Source organism: Burkholderia sp. BCC0397 (genome assembly GCF_902832865.1).
Lineage (GTDB): Bacteria > Pseudomonadota > Gammaproteobacteria > Burkholderiales > Burkholderiaceae > Burkholderia.
Genome location: NZ_CADFDL010000003.1, coordinates 467,909 through 485,695, shown reverse-complemented (window position 1 = coordinate 485,695; position 17,787 = coordinate 467,909). Strand labels below are relative to the sequence as shown.

Below are 17,787 nucleotides of genomic sequence, written 5' to 3'. Positions count from 1 at the left end.
AGGCCCGCAAGTTCGCGTTCCAGTTCGAGAATGCGCTGCGCCAATGCGCTGCCCTCGACGTCGTCACGGGAAAGGGCATCGTGATTTGTCGAATCGTGTGGGGCGCGGTGTTGGCCGGAAGTCATATGAGTAAATCAGGGCCCGGTCGGTGTGGGTTGATCAGATCCTCAAACGGACTGACACGTTTTACGCAGTTTCGCGAACAAAGAGCTCGATGCGATTGATGGGAACACCGACGAGTCCGGTTGCGACACGGGCGGACTCCGACTTTACGATGATGGCATCGTGAACGCAGTCGAGTATGCGAATACCGTTGTCGGAAGGTGCCGCGGCGAGCACGGTGAACGCGTAGTCGCCAGGCGGAAGGATTGGCATGTCGAAACGAAACTCCGCAACGACGTGGCTCGCATCCGTAGACGGCAAACCGCCTTCCCGCAGCGCGAATACGCTGTCGTCACCAAACAGCGGCTGCCCGAGTCGGTCCTTGACGAAGAACGCAATGTGCGGCGTGTCGGATTCGGTCCGGCGGATGCGAATCCGAAGTGAAACCCGTTCGCCACCCGTGACCCAGGTAACAGGGGCTCCTTTCGTGTTGGTGAGGGTCGTGGATTCGATCAGTGTCGACTCACGTTGCGCCGGAAGTTCGTGCGGATCCAGATCGACGCTCGGCAGCGCCGGCAGTGTATCGATCGCGTCGCGCGGGAATCCGCTGCGCTGATCTGCACGTGGCTCGTTGCCGATGGCGGTCATGTCGAGCTTTCTGGTGTCGGATTCAACACGAGACACGCCGTCCTCGCCAGGTTTCCGATAAAACGCCTCGAAGTAGTTCATGCAGACGGTTTTCGCACTTCCCGACTCGCGCATCGCACCTCGATCCAGCCAGATGACCCGGTCGCACAGGCTGCGGATGGCGGATGAATCATGGCTGACGAACAAAACCGTCCCGGTCTGTTGAAAGCGACGCAGGAAGCGCATGCATTTTTGCGTAAAGAATGCGTCGCCCACAGCCAGCGCCTCGTCGATAACCAGGATGTCGGCATCCACGTGTGCGATGACTGCGAACGCGAGGCGGACGAACATGCCGCTCGAGTATGTTTTGACGGGCTGGTCGATGAAGTGGCCGATATCGGCGAACGCAATGATCTCGTCGACGCGCGAATCGATCTGCTCGCGGGTCAGGCCGTGCAACTGGCCGTTGATGTAGATGTTTTCCCGGCCGGAGTATTCGGCATCGAACCCGGAACCGAGTTCAAGCAGCGCTGCAATGCGCCCCTGAGTTTCCACCGCGCCGTTCGTGGGAGCGAGTGTGCCGCAGATGATCTGCAGCAACGTGCTCTTGCCGGAGCCGTTGCGGCCGATGATGCCAATCGTTTCTCCGCGCGTAATCTCGAAATTGACGTCTTTGAGCGCCCAGAACATCCGGGCGCACGCCTGCGCGCGCTGGCGCAGCGATTCGCGCACGCTCGGGACCGGTGCAAGCCCGCTCAGCAAGCTGAGGACACTGCGTTTCAGGCGGTCCGACGGTTTGCGATAGGACTCGAATCCTTTGGCGAGCGACGCGGCGCGGATGACAACATCAGATGACATCGGCGAAACCCCGGCGCGTCTTCTGGAACCATGCGAAGCCGATCCATGCAACGGCGACGGCCATGATCGAATAGATGGACCACCGATTCCAGTCGATCATGTGTCCCCAGATGAGAACGTCACGACCCTGTTCGATGGGATAGGTCATCGGATTCAGATAGACGAAGCCGCGGAACTGTTCTGGCAGCGAAGACACCGGGAAGAACACGGGCGAGAGGAACATCATCGCGGTGATGACGATCCCTACGGTTTGTCCGATGTCGCGGAGATAGACGCCGGTGGCGGACAGGATCCAGCTCACGCCCATGATGAATACGCAGAGCGGTGCGAGCACGATGGGGAACAGAAACGCAGTCAATGGCACGCTACCGACGACGACCCATTCGGCGACCAGCAGGATGCAGACGCTCACGCTAAGGTGGAACAGCGCCGATAACAGCGTCACGCAAGGCAGGATTTCAAGCGGGAATACGATCTTCTTGACGAAGTTCGAGTGGGAGAGAATTTGCCCCGGTGCCCTGTTCACGCATTCGGAAAACAGGTTGAACACGATCATTCCGGCGAACAGCACCACGGCGAATTCGCCCTTTGATGCTGCGTGCGACGCGTCGTTCCAGCGTGACTTGAACACTTCGCTGAAGACGAACGTATAGACGCTCAGCATCATGAGGGGGGTGAGCAGCGACCAGAAGATGCCTAGAAAGGACCCCTTGTAACGTCCCACGGCGTCGCGGCGCGCGAGATCGAGCATCAGGCGGCGATTTTTCACCAGTGAAGCGGCGAGAGATCGCGGCGAAAGACTAAAGCTTTGCATAAGTTCGACGACAAGGTCAGCGGGTGTGGCACGGCACAGGGAGCCGGCGGAAAGCGGATCCGTGCAGCCGCGATTCGATGACCGCAGGCGGGCGTCAGGCCGGTGCAGCACCTGCGGTCCAGTGCTTTACTTGGCCCTGAGGCCATTCTGGTGCATGCGAATTATCGCATAGTGGTTCATCGGCGGACCGACGTCGCGTCGGTTGCAGCGTGTGTCGAAGTGTAAATGTCGCAAGCAATCCCGGGCGCGTGTGCGGGGCTGCGGATTGGTGTCGATCGTTGGCTTTTCCAAGCCGCGAGCCGAACCCGAATGGAATTTCGGGCCGGGGAGCGTCTTTCCCGGGGCTTTTCAGTGCCGATTTTCCATATTATGAAATGGTGCGTCGTGGTACGATTCGTTGTTTACCATTCGCGACTGATGGCACATCACTGGATCGATCCATCGATCGCAATCCATAGGTTGGCATCGTGTCCGGACGGGATGCGAAGAATGAATTCATATGTCTGACAATATCGCGATCGAATCTCACGGCATCAGCAAGGGTTTTGAGTCCTACGAGCGGCCCGGCGACCGGTTGAAGAGAGGAGTGCTCGGTGCTATTGCGCGACTTGCGCAAGGCTCGGCGACGCGACAGGCGACGCATCGGCAAGCTGAAGCGCAGTCGAACGTATTTTGGGCCCTTCATGACGTGAGTTTCTCCGTCGCGGCCGGAGAAACCGTCGGCATCGTGGGGCGGAACGGGTCGGGCAAGAGCACCTTGCTCCAGATCGTCTGTGGCACGCTGGCCCCGACCCGCGGCGATATCGCCGTGCGCGGCAAGGTTGCCGCGTTGCTCGAGCTCGGCTCCGGCTTCGACGTCGAGTACACCGGTCGCGAAAACATCTATCTGAATGCGCAACTGTACGGGCTATCCCGTCAGCAGATCGACGATCGCTACGAGTCGATCGTCGATTTCGCGGACATCGGCGAGTTTATCGATCAGCCCGTCAAGACCTACTCGAGCGGCATGTTTGTCCGTCTGGCGTTCGCGGTCATCGCGCATGTCGATGCGGACATCCTGGTGATCGACGAGGCGCTGGCGGTTGGCGACGCATTTTTCAATCAGAAGTGCTTTCGTTTCCTGCACGAATTCAAGCAGCACGGAACCATCCTGTTCGTCAGTCACGATACGTCGACGATCAGAAAGCTTTGCTCGCGCGTCATCTGGATCGACAGCGGGCGGATTGTTGCGCAGGGGAAACCGGCGGACGTCTGTGCAGCGTATCTGGAGGCGCGCTACAGCACGAGCGGAGCAGCGTCCACGGCGGTGCCAGTGGAGGTGGAGCGTCACGACAGCGCAGTTGATTTCCGTCGCGAACGCTTCAACGCCTCCTCGTTTCGCAACGACATCCAGGTGCTGGCGTTCAATCATCAGTCGCAGGCTTTTGGCGAGGGGGGCGCGCGAATCGTCGACGTTGCATTCTTCGACGATCAGGAGCGCAGGCTCGAATGGATTGTCGGTGGCGAAACGATTACGCTGCGCGTGACAATTGAAATCGACGAGCCGCTGGTTTCCCCGATCGTCGGTTTCTACCTCAAGAACGAGCGAGGTCAGGAGCTGACGGGAGACAACACGTTCGCAACCTTCGCCGAACGACCCGTATCATGCGACGCCGGCGACGCGCTATGCGCGGAGTTCACCTTCATCATGCCGGTACTGCCGGTGGGTGCTTTCTCGATCAACGTGGCGATTGCGGAGGGCACGCAATACGATCACGTTCAGCATCACTGGATCCACGATGCGTTACCCCTTCGCGTGCACGCATCCCGCGTGAGACACGCGCTCGTGGGCGTACCGATGGCGCATGCCGGACTGTCCGAAGAGATGTAGCGCGGAACGGATTTGATCCACAGGCATGAGCACAATCTCCCGGCGTAAAGTTGTCGTCATGTGTTCGGCGAGATTACTTACAAGATTTTTGCAAGTTTGCAGAGCAGGATTCTCAAATGATCAAGCAAGAGCGAATTTTTCGATTCAAAGCGTCGGAAGATGATCACTCGTTCACGGGTGAACGATATCTTCCGGGCGTTGCGGGGCCGATTCAGTACGAGCATTACCATCGGTATCTTTTCTCGACGGCGATCTGCGCAGGCAAGGACGTGCTCGATATCGCTTCGGGGGAAGGCTATGGTTCTGCATTGCTGGCGCAGGCGGCGCGCTCCGTGACCGGTGTCGATGTCGACCCGCAAGCAGTCGAAAATGCGAAGGGCCGCTATGGTGACGTACCGAACCTCCGGTTCGAGTGGGGTAGCGCCACGCAGATTCCTCTTGCCGACGCATCGGTCGACATCCTCAACTCCTACGAGACGCTGGAGCATTTTCGCGAGCATGAGGTGTTCATGCGTGAGGCGCGTCGGGTACTGAAGCCGGGCGGCATCATGATCATTTCGACGCCGAACCGTCCGATCTATTCGCCGCCCGGATCGCCCCCCAACGAATACCATGTGCGCGAGCTCGATCGCGAGGAATTCGTCCAGTGGCTCAAGAGCGGGTTTCAGAATTTCGTCCTTTATGAACAGAAGCCGCTTGCCGGATCGCTGCTCCAGAAGGAAGGGCGCAGCGGTGAGCGTCGCATCAACTGCTGGTCCGAACACGAGGTGGGCGAGTATCGCGAGACTGCGGGCGTTCTCGATCCCGTGTACTTCATTGCGATTGCGTCCGACGGTCCGATACCGGAAATGGACGACAATCTGCTCGATGGTGGTGTGTCGTTCACGCGTTACGACCAGGCGCGCAACGCGCATATCGGTGCCCAGGCGGCTGAAATTGTCCGCCTGACGACGGAAACCATGGCACGCGGCGACGAAATCGGCCGTCTGACGGCCGAGGCAGTGCGGCTGACCGACGAGGTTCTCCGGCGCGACGAAGAGATCGGCAAGTTGACGGTCGAGACCGTGCGCTTGAACGACGTCATCATTGCGAACAATGCCGATATCGGCCGCCTGAAAACCGAAGTCGAGCGATTGACTCGGACCGTTTCCACGCTTACCGAGGCGACCGAACGTCGCGACGAAGCGATGACGACCTCACGTAAGGTGCTTGAATCTCTCGACGTGCAGAACAACACGTCGACGGTTCTCGCTGCTCGGGTCGACGAGTTGACCGACCAGTTGAAGCACGCGGAGGGCGTGCTCGGCACACAGGCTCAGGACAGCGACGGCGAGCGCGAGAGCGATCCGTCGACGGTTGCATTACTGATCGAGAACGAGAGCCTTCGGCGGCAACTGAAGCAGATCACGAACTCCACTTCCTGGCGCGTGACGAAGCCGCTTCGTTATGCCGCCCGCCGTATCCGCGCAAATCAGCAGGGTGCCAACACGACGCCGGTTTCGCGTCTTGGAGCGGCGACAGGGTTGTCCACGTCGATCGCCGAGGTTGACGGGTTGTCGTCGTTGACGCTCCAGCCGTTCGAGCAAGCGTCGGCGCCGCGAGCGACGATCGTCGTGCTGCAATCACAAGGCGGCGCGGCGATGCGCGAATGTCTTGCGGCCCTGAGCCACCATACGACATCCGTCGCATACCAGATATTCGCGGTTGGCGAGATCGATGCGAAGCTGGTGGCCGAGAGCGGTATCCGTGTCATCGACGATCGTCATGCAGCCCTGTCGATATCCGCACTGGCCAAGCATATCGGTGATTTGTCCGGGAGCGAATTCGTTGTCCTGATGTCGGACGTATTGCTGGCGCGTCCGGGATGGCTGGCGGCGATCGATGAAGCGTTCGAACGCTTTACCGACGCGGCTGCGGTCTCCGGGATCATCTTGGAAAGGAACGGTACGGTGTACGCCGCTGGCGGAGTCATCGATGCTGGCGCGCATCTCCTGGCCGCCCATGCGGGCGTCAACAGCGATAACGTCAAGATCCAGAATGTGACCGAGATCAAGGCGGCAAGCCCGGGATTCATCGCGGTTCGAAACGATGCCTGGAGGCGTGCATCGCGTTTCGAGGAGGAGATGCCGGTCCTCACAACCGGTTTCGTTGCGTTGGCGCTCGATCTGTTTGCACGAGGAGAGAAAACCTACTTGCAGCCGTTCGCCCGTTTCGTCATGTCGAATGCGGCGCAAGCGAGCCGGCCGACGAATGGTGACAATTGGGATGATGCGTATCAGCGTTGGCTCCTGCGGCAGCATCACGACAGGCTCTTCCGGGTCGAACGCCCGTTTGGCGACGTGCTTGCATTGCCGCAGCGACCGAAGGTCGTGATCGTCGATGCATTCGTGCCAAAGCCCGATCAGGATTCCGGATCGGTTGACGTCTACTGGTACATACGGATTTTCCGCGAGTTCGGCTATGACGTGAGCTTCATTGCTGCATTCGAACAGTCGCCTCCTGTCGCCTATATGGACGCGCTGCGGCGTTGGGGCGTGCGGGTTCAGTGTGCGAGCGATCTCGCATCGCTCAACCAGTTGTTCATGGAAGAAGTCGTGGATGCACGCGTAGTCGTCGCTCAACGCATCATCGTCGCTCGTCATCTGGTCGAACCGCTTCGTCGGGGAGCGCCGCATGTCAAGCTGGTGTTTGGCACGGTGGATCTCCATTACCTCCGTGAAGAGCGTGCGGCAATCCACGACCGCTCCTCCGAAGCACTGGAAGAGGCGTTGATGCTGCGGCGCACGGAAATTCAAACCGTGCGCGAAGCCGATGCGACCATCGTGGTGAGTCGTCTCGAGCACGATGTGCTGAAAGATCTGGTGCCGCAAGCGAACGTCCATCGCATTCCGATCCCGCGGATGCCGACCCGTTCGGGGCGGACATTCGACGAGCGGTCCGGCGTCGTATTTGTCGGCGGATTCGCGCATCGACCGAATATCGATGCAGTGCAATTCCTGGTCGAGGAGATTTGGCCGATCGTGCGGCGGAGCCAGCCCACCGCGGAGTTGCGTATCATCGGCAGCGGCGTGACCGATTACGTACGCTCGCTCGACAATCCGGCAACGGGTGTGAAGGTTGTCGGATTCGTGGAGAGTCTGGGCGACGTGCTCGACGTGGCTCGCGTATCGGTTGCACCGCTTCGATTCGGTGCCGGTATCAAGGGCAAGGTGGTTTCAAGTCTGTTGCATGGGGTACCCAGCGTGCTGAGCAAGATTGCGAGCGAAGGCATGGGCCTCGTTGCAGGTGAGCAGGTGCTTGAGGGTGACAGTGCCGAAGACATTGCCGCAGCGATCGTCAAACTGCTCGAAGACCCGCAACTGTGGCAGCGCGTCGCCGATGCAGGGTTCGCGGCTGCGGTTGCAGAGTACTCGGTGGAAACCGTTGCGGCCAGGATGTCTACTCTGCTCGCATCGATCAACGTCCTCGACGGCGAGCGAGATTTGCGTCCTGGTGCATTCGATATTCACTGACCGTTCCACTCATATTGATCCTCGCCATGCTGCGTTCCCTGTTCTCGTTGTTTCGTAAAGTACCGCCGCAACGTCGTCCCCGTACCGACGGGAAGCTCGGTGTCGTGATCGAACTGGCGTCGTTCGACAAGGGCGGTCTCGAGAAGGTCGTGCTCGACTCCGCGATCGCATTCGATCGGGCACGTTTCGACGTCACCATCGTTACGCCGGGCAAAGTCGGGCACCTTGGTACCGTCGCACGCAATGCCGGCCTGCGGGTGGTCGGACTGCCCGCAGCGAACACGCTCGCGGCTTACGAGAAACTGCTGACCGAGTTGAGTGTCGATATCTCGATGTCTCACTTCTCGAATACCGGCTATCCGCTGTTTGATCGTCTCGGGATTCCGAATATCACGTTCATCCATAATGTCTATGCGTTCTTTTCGGACGAACAGTCACGAGCGTTTGCCGACAATGATCGCTATGTCGATCGCTACGTTTCAGTTTCGAAGAACGCGACCCGCTTTGCTGTGACGAATCTCGGCGTGTCGGACGGCAAGGTCGTGACGGTACCGAACGGGCTTATCCTGTCTGAACACGAGACGAGGGAAAAGCAGCCTCCGAAGCTGACGCGCGCGCAGCTTGGCCTGTCGGATTCCGACTACGTGTTCGCGAATGTCGCTTCGTACAATCTGCACAAGGGGCACTACGTGATGGCGGACGCGATGCGCCATTTGCTGGCGCGCAGACGCGACGTCAAGATTCTCTGCGTTGGCAACGTGATCTATCCCCCTCACGTCGATGCGCTTCGCCACTATCTGGTCGAGCATGGTCTGGAGCAGCATATTCTGATGCCGGGCTATTTCCCGGATGTCGAAGACGTACATCGCGTTGCGGACGCGTTCATCCTTCCGTCGTTCATCGAGGGTTGGAGCATTGCGATGAACGAGGCCATGTTCTATCGCAAGCCGATGATCCTCACCGACACAGGCGCATCCGCCGAAGTCATCGACGATGACGATATCGGGATCCTGATCCCGAACGAATATGGCGATACGCCGAATCTGAATTCGAAGTTGCTCGACGAGCTTGCCTACGCACCGAGGGAATATAAGATTGCGCCCGTCCTCGCGGATGCGATGGACCAAATGGCATCGAACGCTGCGCAGTGGCGTGAAAGAGGGGCGCGGGGGCGCGACAAGATCTACGCGAGCTACAACTTTGCCGATATCGTGACGCGCTACGAATCGATCATCGAAGATGTGGTCAGGGCGCACAACCGATAACGGAAGAGGCGGATATGGTGAGCTCACTCAAGTCGTTTTACCGCTTCGTCAGGTGGCGCTTCAAACCCGCGGTTTGCTTCTACCTGGGCAATCACTTGTTCATGAATTATATGCCTTATCGAATAAGGCATTGGTTCCTTGGCAGGTTTTGTCAGGTGAGGATCGGTCGCGATTCAAGCATTGCGATGGGGTGCTTTGTTACGGGGTATCACATTTCGATTGGGGATAATACCGTCGTAAACCGATATACCTATCTGGATGGTCGTGTTCCCTTGACGATCGGGAACAACGTAAATATTTCGCACTATACGTTAATCCAGACGTTGACGCACGATCCGCAGAATCCGGATTTCGTATGCTTGTGCAAACCGGTTGTCATTGAGGATCACGTCTGGATCGGTGCTCGCGCAATCATCAGCCCTGGTGTTCGTGTTGGCGAAGGGGCAGTGGTGGGAGCAGGGTCGGTTGTAACGCGTGATGTCGAACCATACACGATCGTTGCCGGAAATCCGGCACGGTTCATCAAGGAGCGGACGCGGGATTTGCGGTATCGGTCGCGCTACTTCCCGTTCTTTGATACCGATATCCAATGAATTCGTGTTTGAGTGTTTTGTGGATGAAATCATTGCCCGGTCTTGAATATGTCAATCTTTAAATTCCGCAAGCCGTCTGCGCCTGCATCCGTTGCTCGGGCGAACGCCACCATTTCTGTGGTTATCCCTTTGTATAACCATGCACGGTATATCGAAGGTACGTTGCAGAGTGTGTTGTCGCAGTCTTCTCCTGCCGATGAAATCATATTGATCGATGACGGTTCGTCCGACGACGGGTTTGACGTCGCGTCGCGACTTCTCGCAAACGTTCCGTATGCGAACGCCTATCGACAGGAGAATGCAGGGGCCCACAATACGATCAATCGTGCGATTGGTCTCGCCCGCGGCGACTATGTCGCGGTGCTGAATTCGGATGATGTATTTGCGCCGGAGAAACTCGCGCGTTGCCGGGAACTGATTCAGGAGCGGGCCGGCCCGGGGTTGATCGTGGGGCGGGCCGGCATCATGGACGACCACGGCATCGAACAGCATGCTGGCGTCGCGATCGACTGGCTGGCGCGTGCATATGGATTTCTAAGCGATACCGGATTGCAGCAACTGGCATTGCTAAACGAGAATTTTGTCGCGACGACGTCGAACATGGTATTCAGTCGGGCTCTCTGGCAAGCTGCGGGCGGATTCCAGCCGCTTCGCTACTGCCATGATCTCGATTTCTTGATGTACGCGTTCGCCTACGACAGCGTGTATATCGACCGGGACGTGAAGCATATCGTGTATCGCGTGCACGAAAGGAATACGATCAAGGAAGACTTGAGCAAGGTTCGGGTCGAGATCGCGGCGGTCATTGCGCAGGCACTTGCGATGTCGGGGCCGAGAATGTTCTCCGCGCGATTGGACGGAAGCGATCTTGATGCATTCAGGCGCTTCCTGCAGAACAAGGGGATGACTGAGATGCTGTGCTTTCTGCAGACCGTCCTTCCGGCATTTCCGACGCGTTCAGCATTCTATGAATATGCTGTCGATGCACGAAATGCCGATGCATTTCGCGTCGCCGTGGCGGGCTGACTTGTCACGACGCCAAAGAGCAGAACGATCGAGGCTGCGCACGCAGGGTGCGCGACCGTTCTCATGGCAGACCCCGCACGGACTACCGCATACTCAGATATATCCGAACGCTTTCAGCCCTTCAGCCGCGGTAGCGCAACAGTGGGCGGTGATGTCCGGTGGCAGGCTCGTCTGCCAAGCCGTTGCGCGGTCGTTCAGGAACGGCCGCGACAGGTTGAGGTGACTCTGATCATGGCGCAGTACCGGCGCCCGCTTCGAATTGTCCAGCATGGATTCCTCAAACGGCAGGCCGAGAAATGCCGCAGAGCGCGCCAGGACATTCCGCGGGTTCGAGACGAGATCCTCGTAGCGCAGGAGCAGATAATTCGCGCGCTCGTGCATGGCATTGTGCAAGTGGAGATTGGTGTAATTCCACAAGCGAGGGAAATATTCCTCGATGCCTGACGGAGCCCACGTGACGTTTTTGAGGGACAGCATCGTACCGCGTACGTCGCGGACGATGTGGAGAAACCTGATGTCAGAGTCCAGGAGTCCGACCTGTTCCAGCTTTCGGATCGAAAGGAGATCGTCAGGGGTTTTGTCTCCACTCAACCGCTTTCCTGCATTGGATGCGATGCGACCATAGATCGATGTGAGCACGCCTGCCACGGTCGGTTCGGCTTCACGTAGCGCGTCATCGATGTCCGTGGCGGAGATATAGGGCTCAAGAACTTCGGGGAAGTCGTCCGTCGACTTGACGATCTTGCTGATCAGCGGACGTGCGACGGACCAGTTGCTGATGCAACCCATGACGTGAGCGATCGGACTGATAAGCGTGGTTTGGTTCGGGATGAAGATGTCGCTGTGCAGGTTGAGCGACTCCTTGAACAGGGTCGTTCCCGATCGAGGCGAACCGAAAAGAATGAACATGCTGTGGGGATGGCGTGCAATGGACGACGGCCTGGCCGCATCACCGAATGAGTGGCACGGGGCCGCGCGATCCACGCCAATCGAGTATGAGCGAACCTCTACGACATCGTGGATGCCAAAACGTTCTTGCCAATGTCGCATGTCGTGCCCACGATGCCGGCCAGATCACATGCCCGCATCGACAGTGACAAGGTGAATGGCCTGTCGTAATGTTTCGAATGCCTTACGATGCGAACACATGCGCATCATGTTCACTTCGATAATGTTTGATTTGAGATGAGTACTTCGAGAGCCCTGCTAACCGTATCGATCGTCGTCTATCGGCCGGACGTCGAGCGCTTTTTCAAGACACTCCATAGCTTGCGCGACGCAGTGGGCGCGATGCGTCTACGCGATCCGAACTTTCATGCCGTAATCTGCGTGGTGGACAACGGCGGCACGCCCGATATCTGGGAGGACGTGGCCAGATTGAATGTGGCCGGATTCGAGTGTGCGTCGTTGAGTGGTCACGGGAACGTCGGTTACGGCCGCGGACATAACCTGTCGATTGCGACGGCAAGCAGCGAGCATCACCTGATTCTGAATCCGGATATCGATCTCGACGAGAACTCCCTCGTGCAAGCGTTGAGCTTCATGTGCAGTCGTCCAGACGTCGGACTTTTGACGCCGAATATTTCCGATGAGAAAGGTGGCATCCAGTATCTGTGCAGGCGTCCTCCGGCAATATTCGATCTGCTGGTCAGAGGATTTTTTCCGGCGAACTGGAGGGTGCGGTTCGGGAAGCGTCTCGCGCGCTACGAGATGCGTGACGTGATCAACGATCACGATATCGTTGAGGATCCCCCCATCGTCAGCGGCTGCTTCATGCTGTTCCGCACCGAAGTCCTGAAGAAACTCGGTGGCTTCGATCCGCGCTATTTCCTCTACTTCGAGGACTACGACCTGAGCCTGCGCACGCACGAGGTCGCCCGTGTCGCGTATGTCCCCTCGGTGCGCGTGGTCCATCACGGTGGTGGGGCGTCCCGCAAGGGCTTCGCGCACATCCGCATGTTCGCGGCATCGGCCTTCAAGTTCTACAACCGCTTCGGCTGGAGGCTCTGGTGAGTCACCTCGTCGTCACCGGCGCGAACGGCTTCGTCGGTCGGGCAGTCTGCCGCTGCGCGCTCGAGGCCGGGCACACGGTTACCGCCCTGGTGCGGCGTCCGGGCGGCTGCATTGACGGCGTGCGCGAATGGGTACACGACACCGCCGATTTCAATGCCCTGGATGAAGCGTGGCCAACCGATGTGGCCGCCGATTGCGTGATCCATCTCGCCGCGCGCGTGCACGTGATGCGGGACGAGTCGCCCGATCCCGATGCCGCGTTCGATGCCACCAACGTAGCCGGCACACTGCGTCTCGCCGAGGCCGCGCGCCATCACGGCGTGCGCCGCATCGTGTTCGCGAGTAGCATCAAGGCGGTCGGGGAGGGCGACGGCGGGATGCCGCTGTCGGAAGCGTTCGAACCCGATCCGCAGGACGCATACGGCCGTTCGAAGCTGCGTGCGGAACGGCAACTCGCGCAATTCGGCGCGTCTGCCGGGCTCGACGTCGTCGTCGTTCGTCCGCCGCTCGTCTACGGTCCCGCCGTCCGCGCGAACTTCCTGCGGATGATGGACGCGGTCGCGCGCGGGATGCCGTTGCCGCTCGGTGCAGTTTCAGCGCGCCGCAGCATCGTCTACGTCGACAATCTCGCCGATGCGCTGCTGCGTTGCGCAATCGACCCGCGCGCCGCCGGCGAATGCTTTCATGTCGCCGACAACGACGCGCCGACGGTCGCAGGCCTGCTGCGCCTCGTCGGCGACGCGCTCGGCAGGCCAGCGCGGCTGATCGCGGTGCCGCCGGCGCTGTTGCGTATGCTCGGAAAGCTGACCGGTCGCAGCGCGGCTATCGGCCGCCTGACGGGCAGCCTGCAACTCGATACCGGTCGGATCAGGCGCGTGCTCGACTGGCATCCGCCCTATACGACCCGCCAGGGCCTCGAAGCGACCGCCGCATGGTATCGTTCGCGCGATACACCAAAATAAAAGCCACATGCTTCTCGCGAATCCCACCTGGCTCACCACGGCCGCGGTGGCTCTGGCCGCCGCATTCGCCTCGACGACGATTCTCCGCGTACTGCTCGCCACGGGGTTGGCCTGGCGTCTTGCCACCGACGTTCCGAACGATCGTTCGCTCCATACGCTGCCGACTCCGCGCGTCGGCGGATGGGGCATCGTGCCGGTCTGTGTCGTTGCACTGCTCACGCTGGCGCCGCGACTGTGGCTGATCGCGATCGCTGCTGCGGGGCTGGCTGCGATGTCGCAGATTGACGACCGGCGCGGGCTGCCGGCCCGTGTGCGGTTCTCGGCACACCTCGCGGCAGTCGTCGCGCTGATCGTCGTGTTCCCGGCCGATGCGCCCTGGTGGCTGCTCGCGGGCGTCGGCTTCGCAATGGTCTGGCTGACGAACCTGTACAACTTCATGGACGGCGCCGACGGTCTTGCGGGTGGCATGGCGCTGTTCGGCTTCGGCGGGTACGCGCTCGCGGCGCTTGGTGGTATGCATGCTTCCGCTGATCTCGTCGTGGCGGGCGCTGCGGTTGCCGGCGCGGCGCTCGGCTTTCTTCTGCTCAATTTCCATCCGGCGAGACTGTTCCTCGGCGACGCCGGCTCGATTCCGCTGGGCTTCCTGGCCGGCGCGCTGGGCTACTGGGGCTGGCGTACCGATGTCTGGCCGATCTGGTTTCCCGCGATGGTGTTCGCGCCCTTTATTGCCGATGCATCTGTAACACTTTTGAGACGTCTGTTACGCGGAGAAAAGTTCTGGCAGGCGCACCGCGAGCATTATTATCAAAGGATGGTCCGGTCGGGCGTCAGTCACGGCCGAACGGCCCTTTATTGGTACCTCATCATGCTCGCAGGCATAATTCTGGCCGTGTGGGCAAAGGGCCGCCCCGAACTGCAGCAATGGCTGTCGTTCCTCGCGTGGTACGGCGTCCTGGCATGGTTCGGATGGTTGATCGACATGCGTTGGCGCAGATTTCAGCCGGCCGCCAAAAACAATTCTTGAGGTTTCCCGCCGATGTTGCGATCCAGAGCATCTTGGCTGTCCCTGAGTGCTTTCCTGTTCGACCTGACGGCGGTTACCGCCGCATGGTTGTTCGCTTATCTCGTCCGATTCAACGGCAGCGTTCCGCATGATTTCCTGAGCGGCGCGCTGATGGCGTTGACGTGGGTGCTGCCCGTCTACGCACTGATGTTCCGCGGGTTCGGCCTGTATCGCGGGCTGTGGGTGTTCGCGAGCCTGCCCGATCTGATGCGCATCGCGAAGGCGGTGGTCGGCGGCGGCGTGATCGTGATGATCGGCGCCGTGATGTTCCAGCCGCAGCCGATCATTCCGCGCTCGGTGCTGCTCGTGTCGCCGTTGATGCTGTTCCTGGCGATGGGCGGCGCGCGCGCGCTGTATCGCGCGACGAAGGAGTACTACCTGTACGGCGGGCTCGTCGGCAAAGGCAAGCCGGTGCTGGTGCTCGGCGCCGGCACGGCCGGCGCGAGCCTCGCGCGCGAACTGTCGCGTTCCGGAGAGTGGCGCCTCGTCGGCCTGCTCGACGACGACGTCACGAAGCAGGGCCGCGAAATCTACGGCTACAAGGTGCTCGGCTCGTTCAACGACCTGAAGCACTGGACCGATGCGATGAAGGTCGAATACGCGATCATCGCGATTCCGTCGGCGTCGGTCGAAACACAACGTCGCGTCGCGACGCTGTGCGTGCGGGCCGGTGTCAAGGCGATGGTGCTGCCTTCGCTGACCGCGCTGATGCCGGGGCAGGGCTTCCTGTCGCAGGTACGGAGCATCGATCTCGAGGATCTGCTCGGCCGCGATGCCGTGACGATCGACACGCCGCACGTCGAGGCGCTGCTGCGCGGTCGCGTCGTGATGGTGACCGGCGCGGGGGGCTCGATCGGCTCCGAGCTGTGCCGGCAGATCCTGCGCTTCGTACCGGCGCAACTGGTCGCGTTCGACCTGTCCGAATACGCGATGTACCGGCTGACCGAGGAACTGCGCGAGCGCTTCCCCGATCTGCCCGTGGTGCCGATCATCGGCGATGCGAAGGATTCGCTGCTGCTCGACCAGGTGATGTCGCGTCATGCGCCGCACATCGTGTTCCATGCGGCCGCCTACAAGCACGTGCCGCTGATGGAGGAGCACAACGCGTGGCAGGCGCTGCGCAACAACGTGCTCGGCACTTATCGCGTGGCCCGCGCGGCGATTCGCCACGACGTGCGTCACTTCGTGCTGATCTCGACCGACAAGGCCGTCAATCCGACCAACGTAATGGGCGCGAGCAAGCGCCTCGCCGAAATGGCGTGCCAGGCGTTGCAGCAGACGAGCGGGCGCACGCAGTTCGAGACGGTGCGCTTCGGCAACGTGCTCGGCAGTGCGGGCAGCGTGATTCCGAAGTTCCAGCAGCAGATCGCGAAAGGCGGCCCGGTGACGGTCACGCACCCGGAAATCACGCGTTTCTTCATGACGATTCCGGAGGCGTCGCAGCTCGTGCTGCAGGCGTCGAGCATGGGGCAGGGCGGCGAGATCTTCATTCTCGACATGGGCGAGCCGGTGAAGATCGTCGATCTCGCGTGCGACCTGATCCGTCTGTACGGTTTCTCGGAAGAGCAGATCCGCATCGAGTTCACCGGGCTGCGGCCGGGCGAGAAGCTCTACGAGGAACTGCTGGCGGACGACGAGGCGACGACGCGCACGCCGCACCCGAAATTGCGGATCGCGCGGGCGCGCGAAGTGCCGGACAATTTGCTCGACGAACTGTTGCCGTGGCTGATGCAGCATCGTGTGCTGTCCGACGACGAAGTGCGGCGCGACCTGCGGCGCTGGGTGCCGGAATACCAGACGGCCGTTGCCCCGACCTTGCAGAGCGTACCGCCGGTGCGCGTTGCGTCGAACGGGTGACGCGGCCCGGTCGAGACCCGAACGGCTCGACGACGCATGAAAATAGCGCCCCGCGGGGCGCTATTTCTTTATCCGGCAGCCGGCGTGACGCTCAGTGGCTGCGCCGGTGCTTGCGCACCACCATCCACCGCGGCGCTTTGAACCGCACGATGCTGAGATAAAGCCAGACATACGTCAGCGCGAACAGCACGACAAAAACGAACAGATGCACGGTATGCCGCCAGAACAGCGTCGCCGGTATCACTGCGACGAGGCACAGCAGCCACAGATACGGCGACGTCAGCGAATTGCGGCGCGTCAGATCGTGCGCGTGTTTCGTGCCGACGGCCCATCTCATCAGCCGCTTGTACACGAGCATATGCAGATGCACGCCGTCCGGAATTCCCGGCGACATCCCGCGGATGAATTTCTTCCGATAAATCGAGAAGCAGGTCTCGAAGATCGGATACATGAACAGCAGCACCGGGTACCACGCGGACACCTCGCGGTTGCGCATCACGAGCAGGATCGCGAGCTCCGCGAGCATGAAGCCGATGAAATACGCGCCGCCGTCGCCGAGGAAAATCAGCCCGGCCGGGAAATTCCACAGGAAGAAGCCGAGCACGGCGCCCATCATGATGATCGACGCGGACATCACGACCGGGTCGTTGACGTGGAACGCGACATACGCGAGCGACGCGAACATCATGAAGCTGACCATCGATGCGAGCCCGTTGAAGCCGTCGATGATGTTGATCGCGTTCGCCAGCGCCGCAACCGCGAGCACCGTGATGAACGCCGAGATGGCCACGTAGCCGAGCAGGAAATCGAGCGGCGGCACGCTGATGCGCTTGACCGCGATGCCCATCAGCCAGAACGCCAGCGCGGCCGCGCCCATCGTGCAGAGCAGCCGCGCGCGCGGCGACACGCGCTTGGTCAGGTCCTCGACGAGGCCGGACAGGAATGCCGGCAACCCGCATGCGGCGATCCCCAGTATGCTCCCGGCGATCGTCGGATAGCGCCGCGACAGGATCAGTGCGGCAATTACGACCCCGGCGAGGATCCCGATGCCCCCGACACGCGGCACGGGCCGCACGTGGAATTTCTGCACGCCGGCCAGGTCGCTGTCGATCGAGAATTTCTCGTGAAGGTGCGCGTAGCGCACGATGAACAGCGTGACGAGCAAGGAGACGATGAAGCCGGACGCGAAGCTGAGCATGGGATCGCTCGAAAAATGGACAGCGGA

Annotated in this window: 13 protein-coding genes; 9 read left to right on the top strand and 4 right to left on the bottom strand. The window is 60.4% G+C overall.

The genetic code is table 11. The features are described 5' to 3' along the window. Nucleotides 1-186: 186 nt before the first annotated feature. Both HWX03_RS12380 and HWX03_RS12375 read right to left on the bottom strand, forming a co-directional pair. On the bottom strand, nt 187-1,587 hold the full coding sequence (locus tag HWX03_RS12380; protein WP_175871416.1) for an ABC transporter ATP-binding protein: 1,401 nt from the start codon (nt 1,585-1,587) through the stop codon (nt 187-189). Beyond that, complete coding sequence (locus tag HWX03_RS12375; RefSeq protein WP_175871618.1) at nt 1,577-2,401, bottom strand: ABC transporter permease; 825 nt, start codon at nt 2,399-2,401, stop codon at nt 1,577-1,579. Before HWX03_RS12375 ends, HWX03_RS12380 begins: the two co-directional genes overlap by 11 nt. Before the next feature lie 499 nt (nt 2,402-2,900). Between HWX03_RS12375 and HWX03_RS12370 the strand changes: the two genes are divergently transcribed. The 5 genes from HWX03_RS12370 (at nt 2,901) to HWX03_RS12350 (ending at nt 10,667) form a co-directional block, all read left to right on the top strand. Beyond that, nucleotides 2,901-4,271, top strand: a complete 1,371-nt coding sequence (locus HWX03_RS12370) for an ABC transporter ATP-binding protein (protein WP_175871415.1) — start codon at nt 2,901-2,903, stop codon at nt 4,269-4,271. Between the two features lie 116 nt (nt 4,272-4,387). After that, entirely contained in the window at nt 4,388-7,783 is a 3,396-nt protein-coding gene (locus HWX03_RS12365; RefSeq protein WP_175871414.1) for a methyltransferase domain-containing protein, read from the top strand. A 26-nt stretch (nt 7,784-7,809) separates the two neighbouring features. Further along, entirely contained in the window at nt 7,810-9,048 is a 1,239-nt protein-coding gene (locus HWX03_RS12360) for a glycosyltransferase family 4 protein (RefSeq protein ID WP_175871413.1), read from the top strand. A 14-nt stretch (nt 9,049-9,062) separates the two neighbouring features. Continuing rightward, the gene (locus HWX03_RS12355) at nt 9,063-9,641 is read left to right on the top strand and encodes an acyltransferase (RefSeq protein ID WP_175871412.1); all 579 of its coding nucleotides are present in this window, start codon (nt 9,063-9,065) and stop codon (nt 9,639-9,641) included. Between the two features lie 48 nt (nt 9,642-9,689). Then, on the top strand, nt 9,690-10,667 hold the full coding sequence (locus HWX03_RS12350) for a glycosyltransferase (RefSeq protein ID WP_175871411.1): 978 nt from the start codon (nt 9,690-9,692) through the stop codon (nt 10,665-10,667). Nucleotides 10,668-10,760: 93 nt separating this feature from the next. Here the strand turns inward: HWX03_RS12350 and HWX03_RS12345 are convergent, their stop codons facing one another. Next, nucleotides 10,761-11,576: a sulfotransferase gene (locus HWX03_RS12345; protein WP_175871410.1), complete on the bottom strand. Its 816-nt coding sequence runs from the start codon at nt 11,574-11,576 to the stop codon at nt 10,761-10,763. A 276-nt stretch (nt 11,577-11,852) separates the two neighbouring features. On the opposite strand from HWX03_RS12345, the gene HWX03_RS12340 reads away from it, so the two are divergent. From HWX03_RS12340 to HWX03_RS12325, 4 genes are read left to right on the top strand one after another with little or no spacing between them, the layout of a single operon-like run. Then, entirely contained in the window at nt 11,853-12,680 is an 828-nt protein-coding gene (locus tag HWX03_RS12340) for a glycosyltransferase family 2 protein (RefSeq protein WP_175871409.1), read from the top strand. Next, the gene (locus HWX03_RS12335) at nt 12,677-13,642 is read left to right on the top strand and encodes an SDR family oxidoreductase (protein WP_175871408.1); all 966 of its coding nucleotides are present in this window, start codon (nt 12,677-12,679) and stop codon (nt 13,640-13,642) included. The genes HWX03_RS12340 and HWX03_RS12335 overlap by 4 nt, the downstream gene beginning before the upstream one ends. A gap of 7 nt (nt 13,643-13,649) precedes the next feature. After that, nucleotides 13,650-14,666, top strand: coding sequence for a glycosyltransferase family 4 protein (locus tag HWX03_RS12330; protein ID WP_175871407.1), 1,017 nt, complete (start codon nt 13,650-13,652; stop codon nt 14,664-14,666). A 12-nt stretch (nt 14,667-14,678) separates the two neighbouring features. Continuing rightward, nucleotides 14,679-16,562 carry a nucleoside-diphosphate sugar epimerase/dehydratase gene (locus HWX03_RS12325; RefSeq protein ID WP_175871406.1) on the top strand — a complete coding sequence of 628 codons (1,884 nt, stop codon included), beginning with the start codon at nt 14,679-14,681 and terminating at the stop codon, nt 16,560-16,562. Between the two features lie 91 nt (nt 16,563-16,653). Here HWX03_RS12325 and HWX03_RS12320 read toward each other — a convergent pair whose 3' ends face one another. Further along, nucleotides 16,654-17,760: a glycosyltransferase gene (locus tag HWX03_RS12320; protein WP_175871405.1), complete on the bottom strand. Its 1,107-nt coding sequence runs from the start codon at nt 17,758-17,760 to the stop codon at nt 16,654-16,656. Between the last annotated feature and the right edge of the window lie 27 nt (nt 17,761-17,787).

Coding starts and splice junctions, on each gene's coding strand:
- HWX03_RS12330 (WP_175871407.1), top strand. CDS start 13,650: ATGCTTCTCGCGAATCCCACCTGGCTCACCACGGCCGCGGTGGCTCTG.
- HWX03_RS12345 (WP_175871410.1), bottom strand. CDS start 11,576: ATGTTCATTCTTTTCGGTTCGCCTCGATCGGGAACGACCCTGTTCAAG.
- HWX03_RS12365 (WP_175871414.1), top strand. CDS start 4,388: ATGATCAAGCAAGAGCGAATTTTTCGATTCAAAGCGTCGGAAGATGAT.
- HWX03_RS12375 (WP_175871618.1), bottom strand. CDS start 2,401: ATGCAAAGCTTTAGTCTTTCGCCGCGATCTCTCGCCGCTTCACTGGTG.
- HWX03_RS12325 (WP_175871406.1), top strand. CDS start 14,679: ATGTTGCGATCCAGAGCATCTTGGCTGTCCCTGAGTGCTTTCCTGTTC.
- HWX03_RS12380 (WP_175871416.1), bottom strand. CDS start 1,587: ATGTCATCTGATGTTGTCATCCGCGCCGCGTCGCTCGCCAAAGGATTC.
- HWX03_RS12355 (WP_175871412.1), top strand. CDS start 9,063: ATGGTGAGCTCACTCAAGTCGTTTTACCGCTTCGTCAGGTGGCGCTTC.
- HWX03_RS12370 (WP_175871415.1), top strand. CDS start 2,901: ATGTCTGACAATATCGCGATCGAATCTCACGGCATCAGCAAGGGTTTT.
- HWX03_RS12340 (WP_175871409.1), top strand. CDS start 11,853: ATGAGTACTTCGAGAGCCCTGCTAACCGTATCGATCGTCGTCTATCGG.
- HWX03_RS12350 (WP_175871411.1), top strand. CDS start 9,690: ATGTCAATCTTTAAATTCCGCAAGCCGTCTGCGCCTGCATCCGTTGCT.
- HWX03_RS12360 (WP_175871413.1), top strand. CDS start 7,810: ATGCTGCGTTCCCTGTTCTCGTTGTTTCGTAAAGTACCGCCGCAACGT.
- HWX03_RS12320 (WP_175871405.1), bottom strand. CDS start 17,760: ATGCTCAGCTTCGCGTCCGGCTTCATCGTCTCCTTGCTCGTCACGCTG.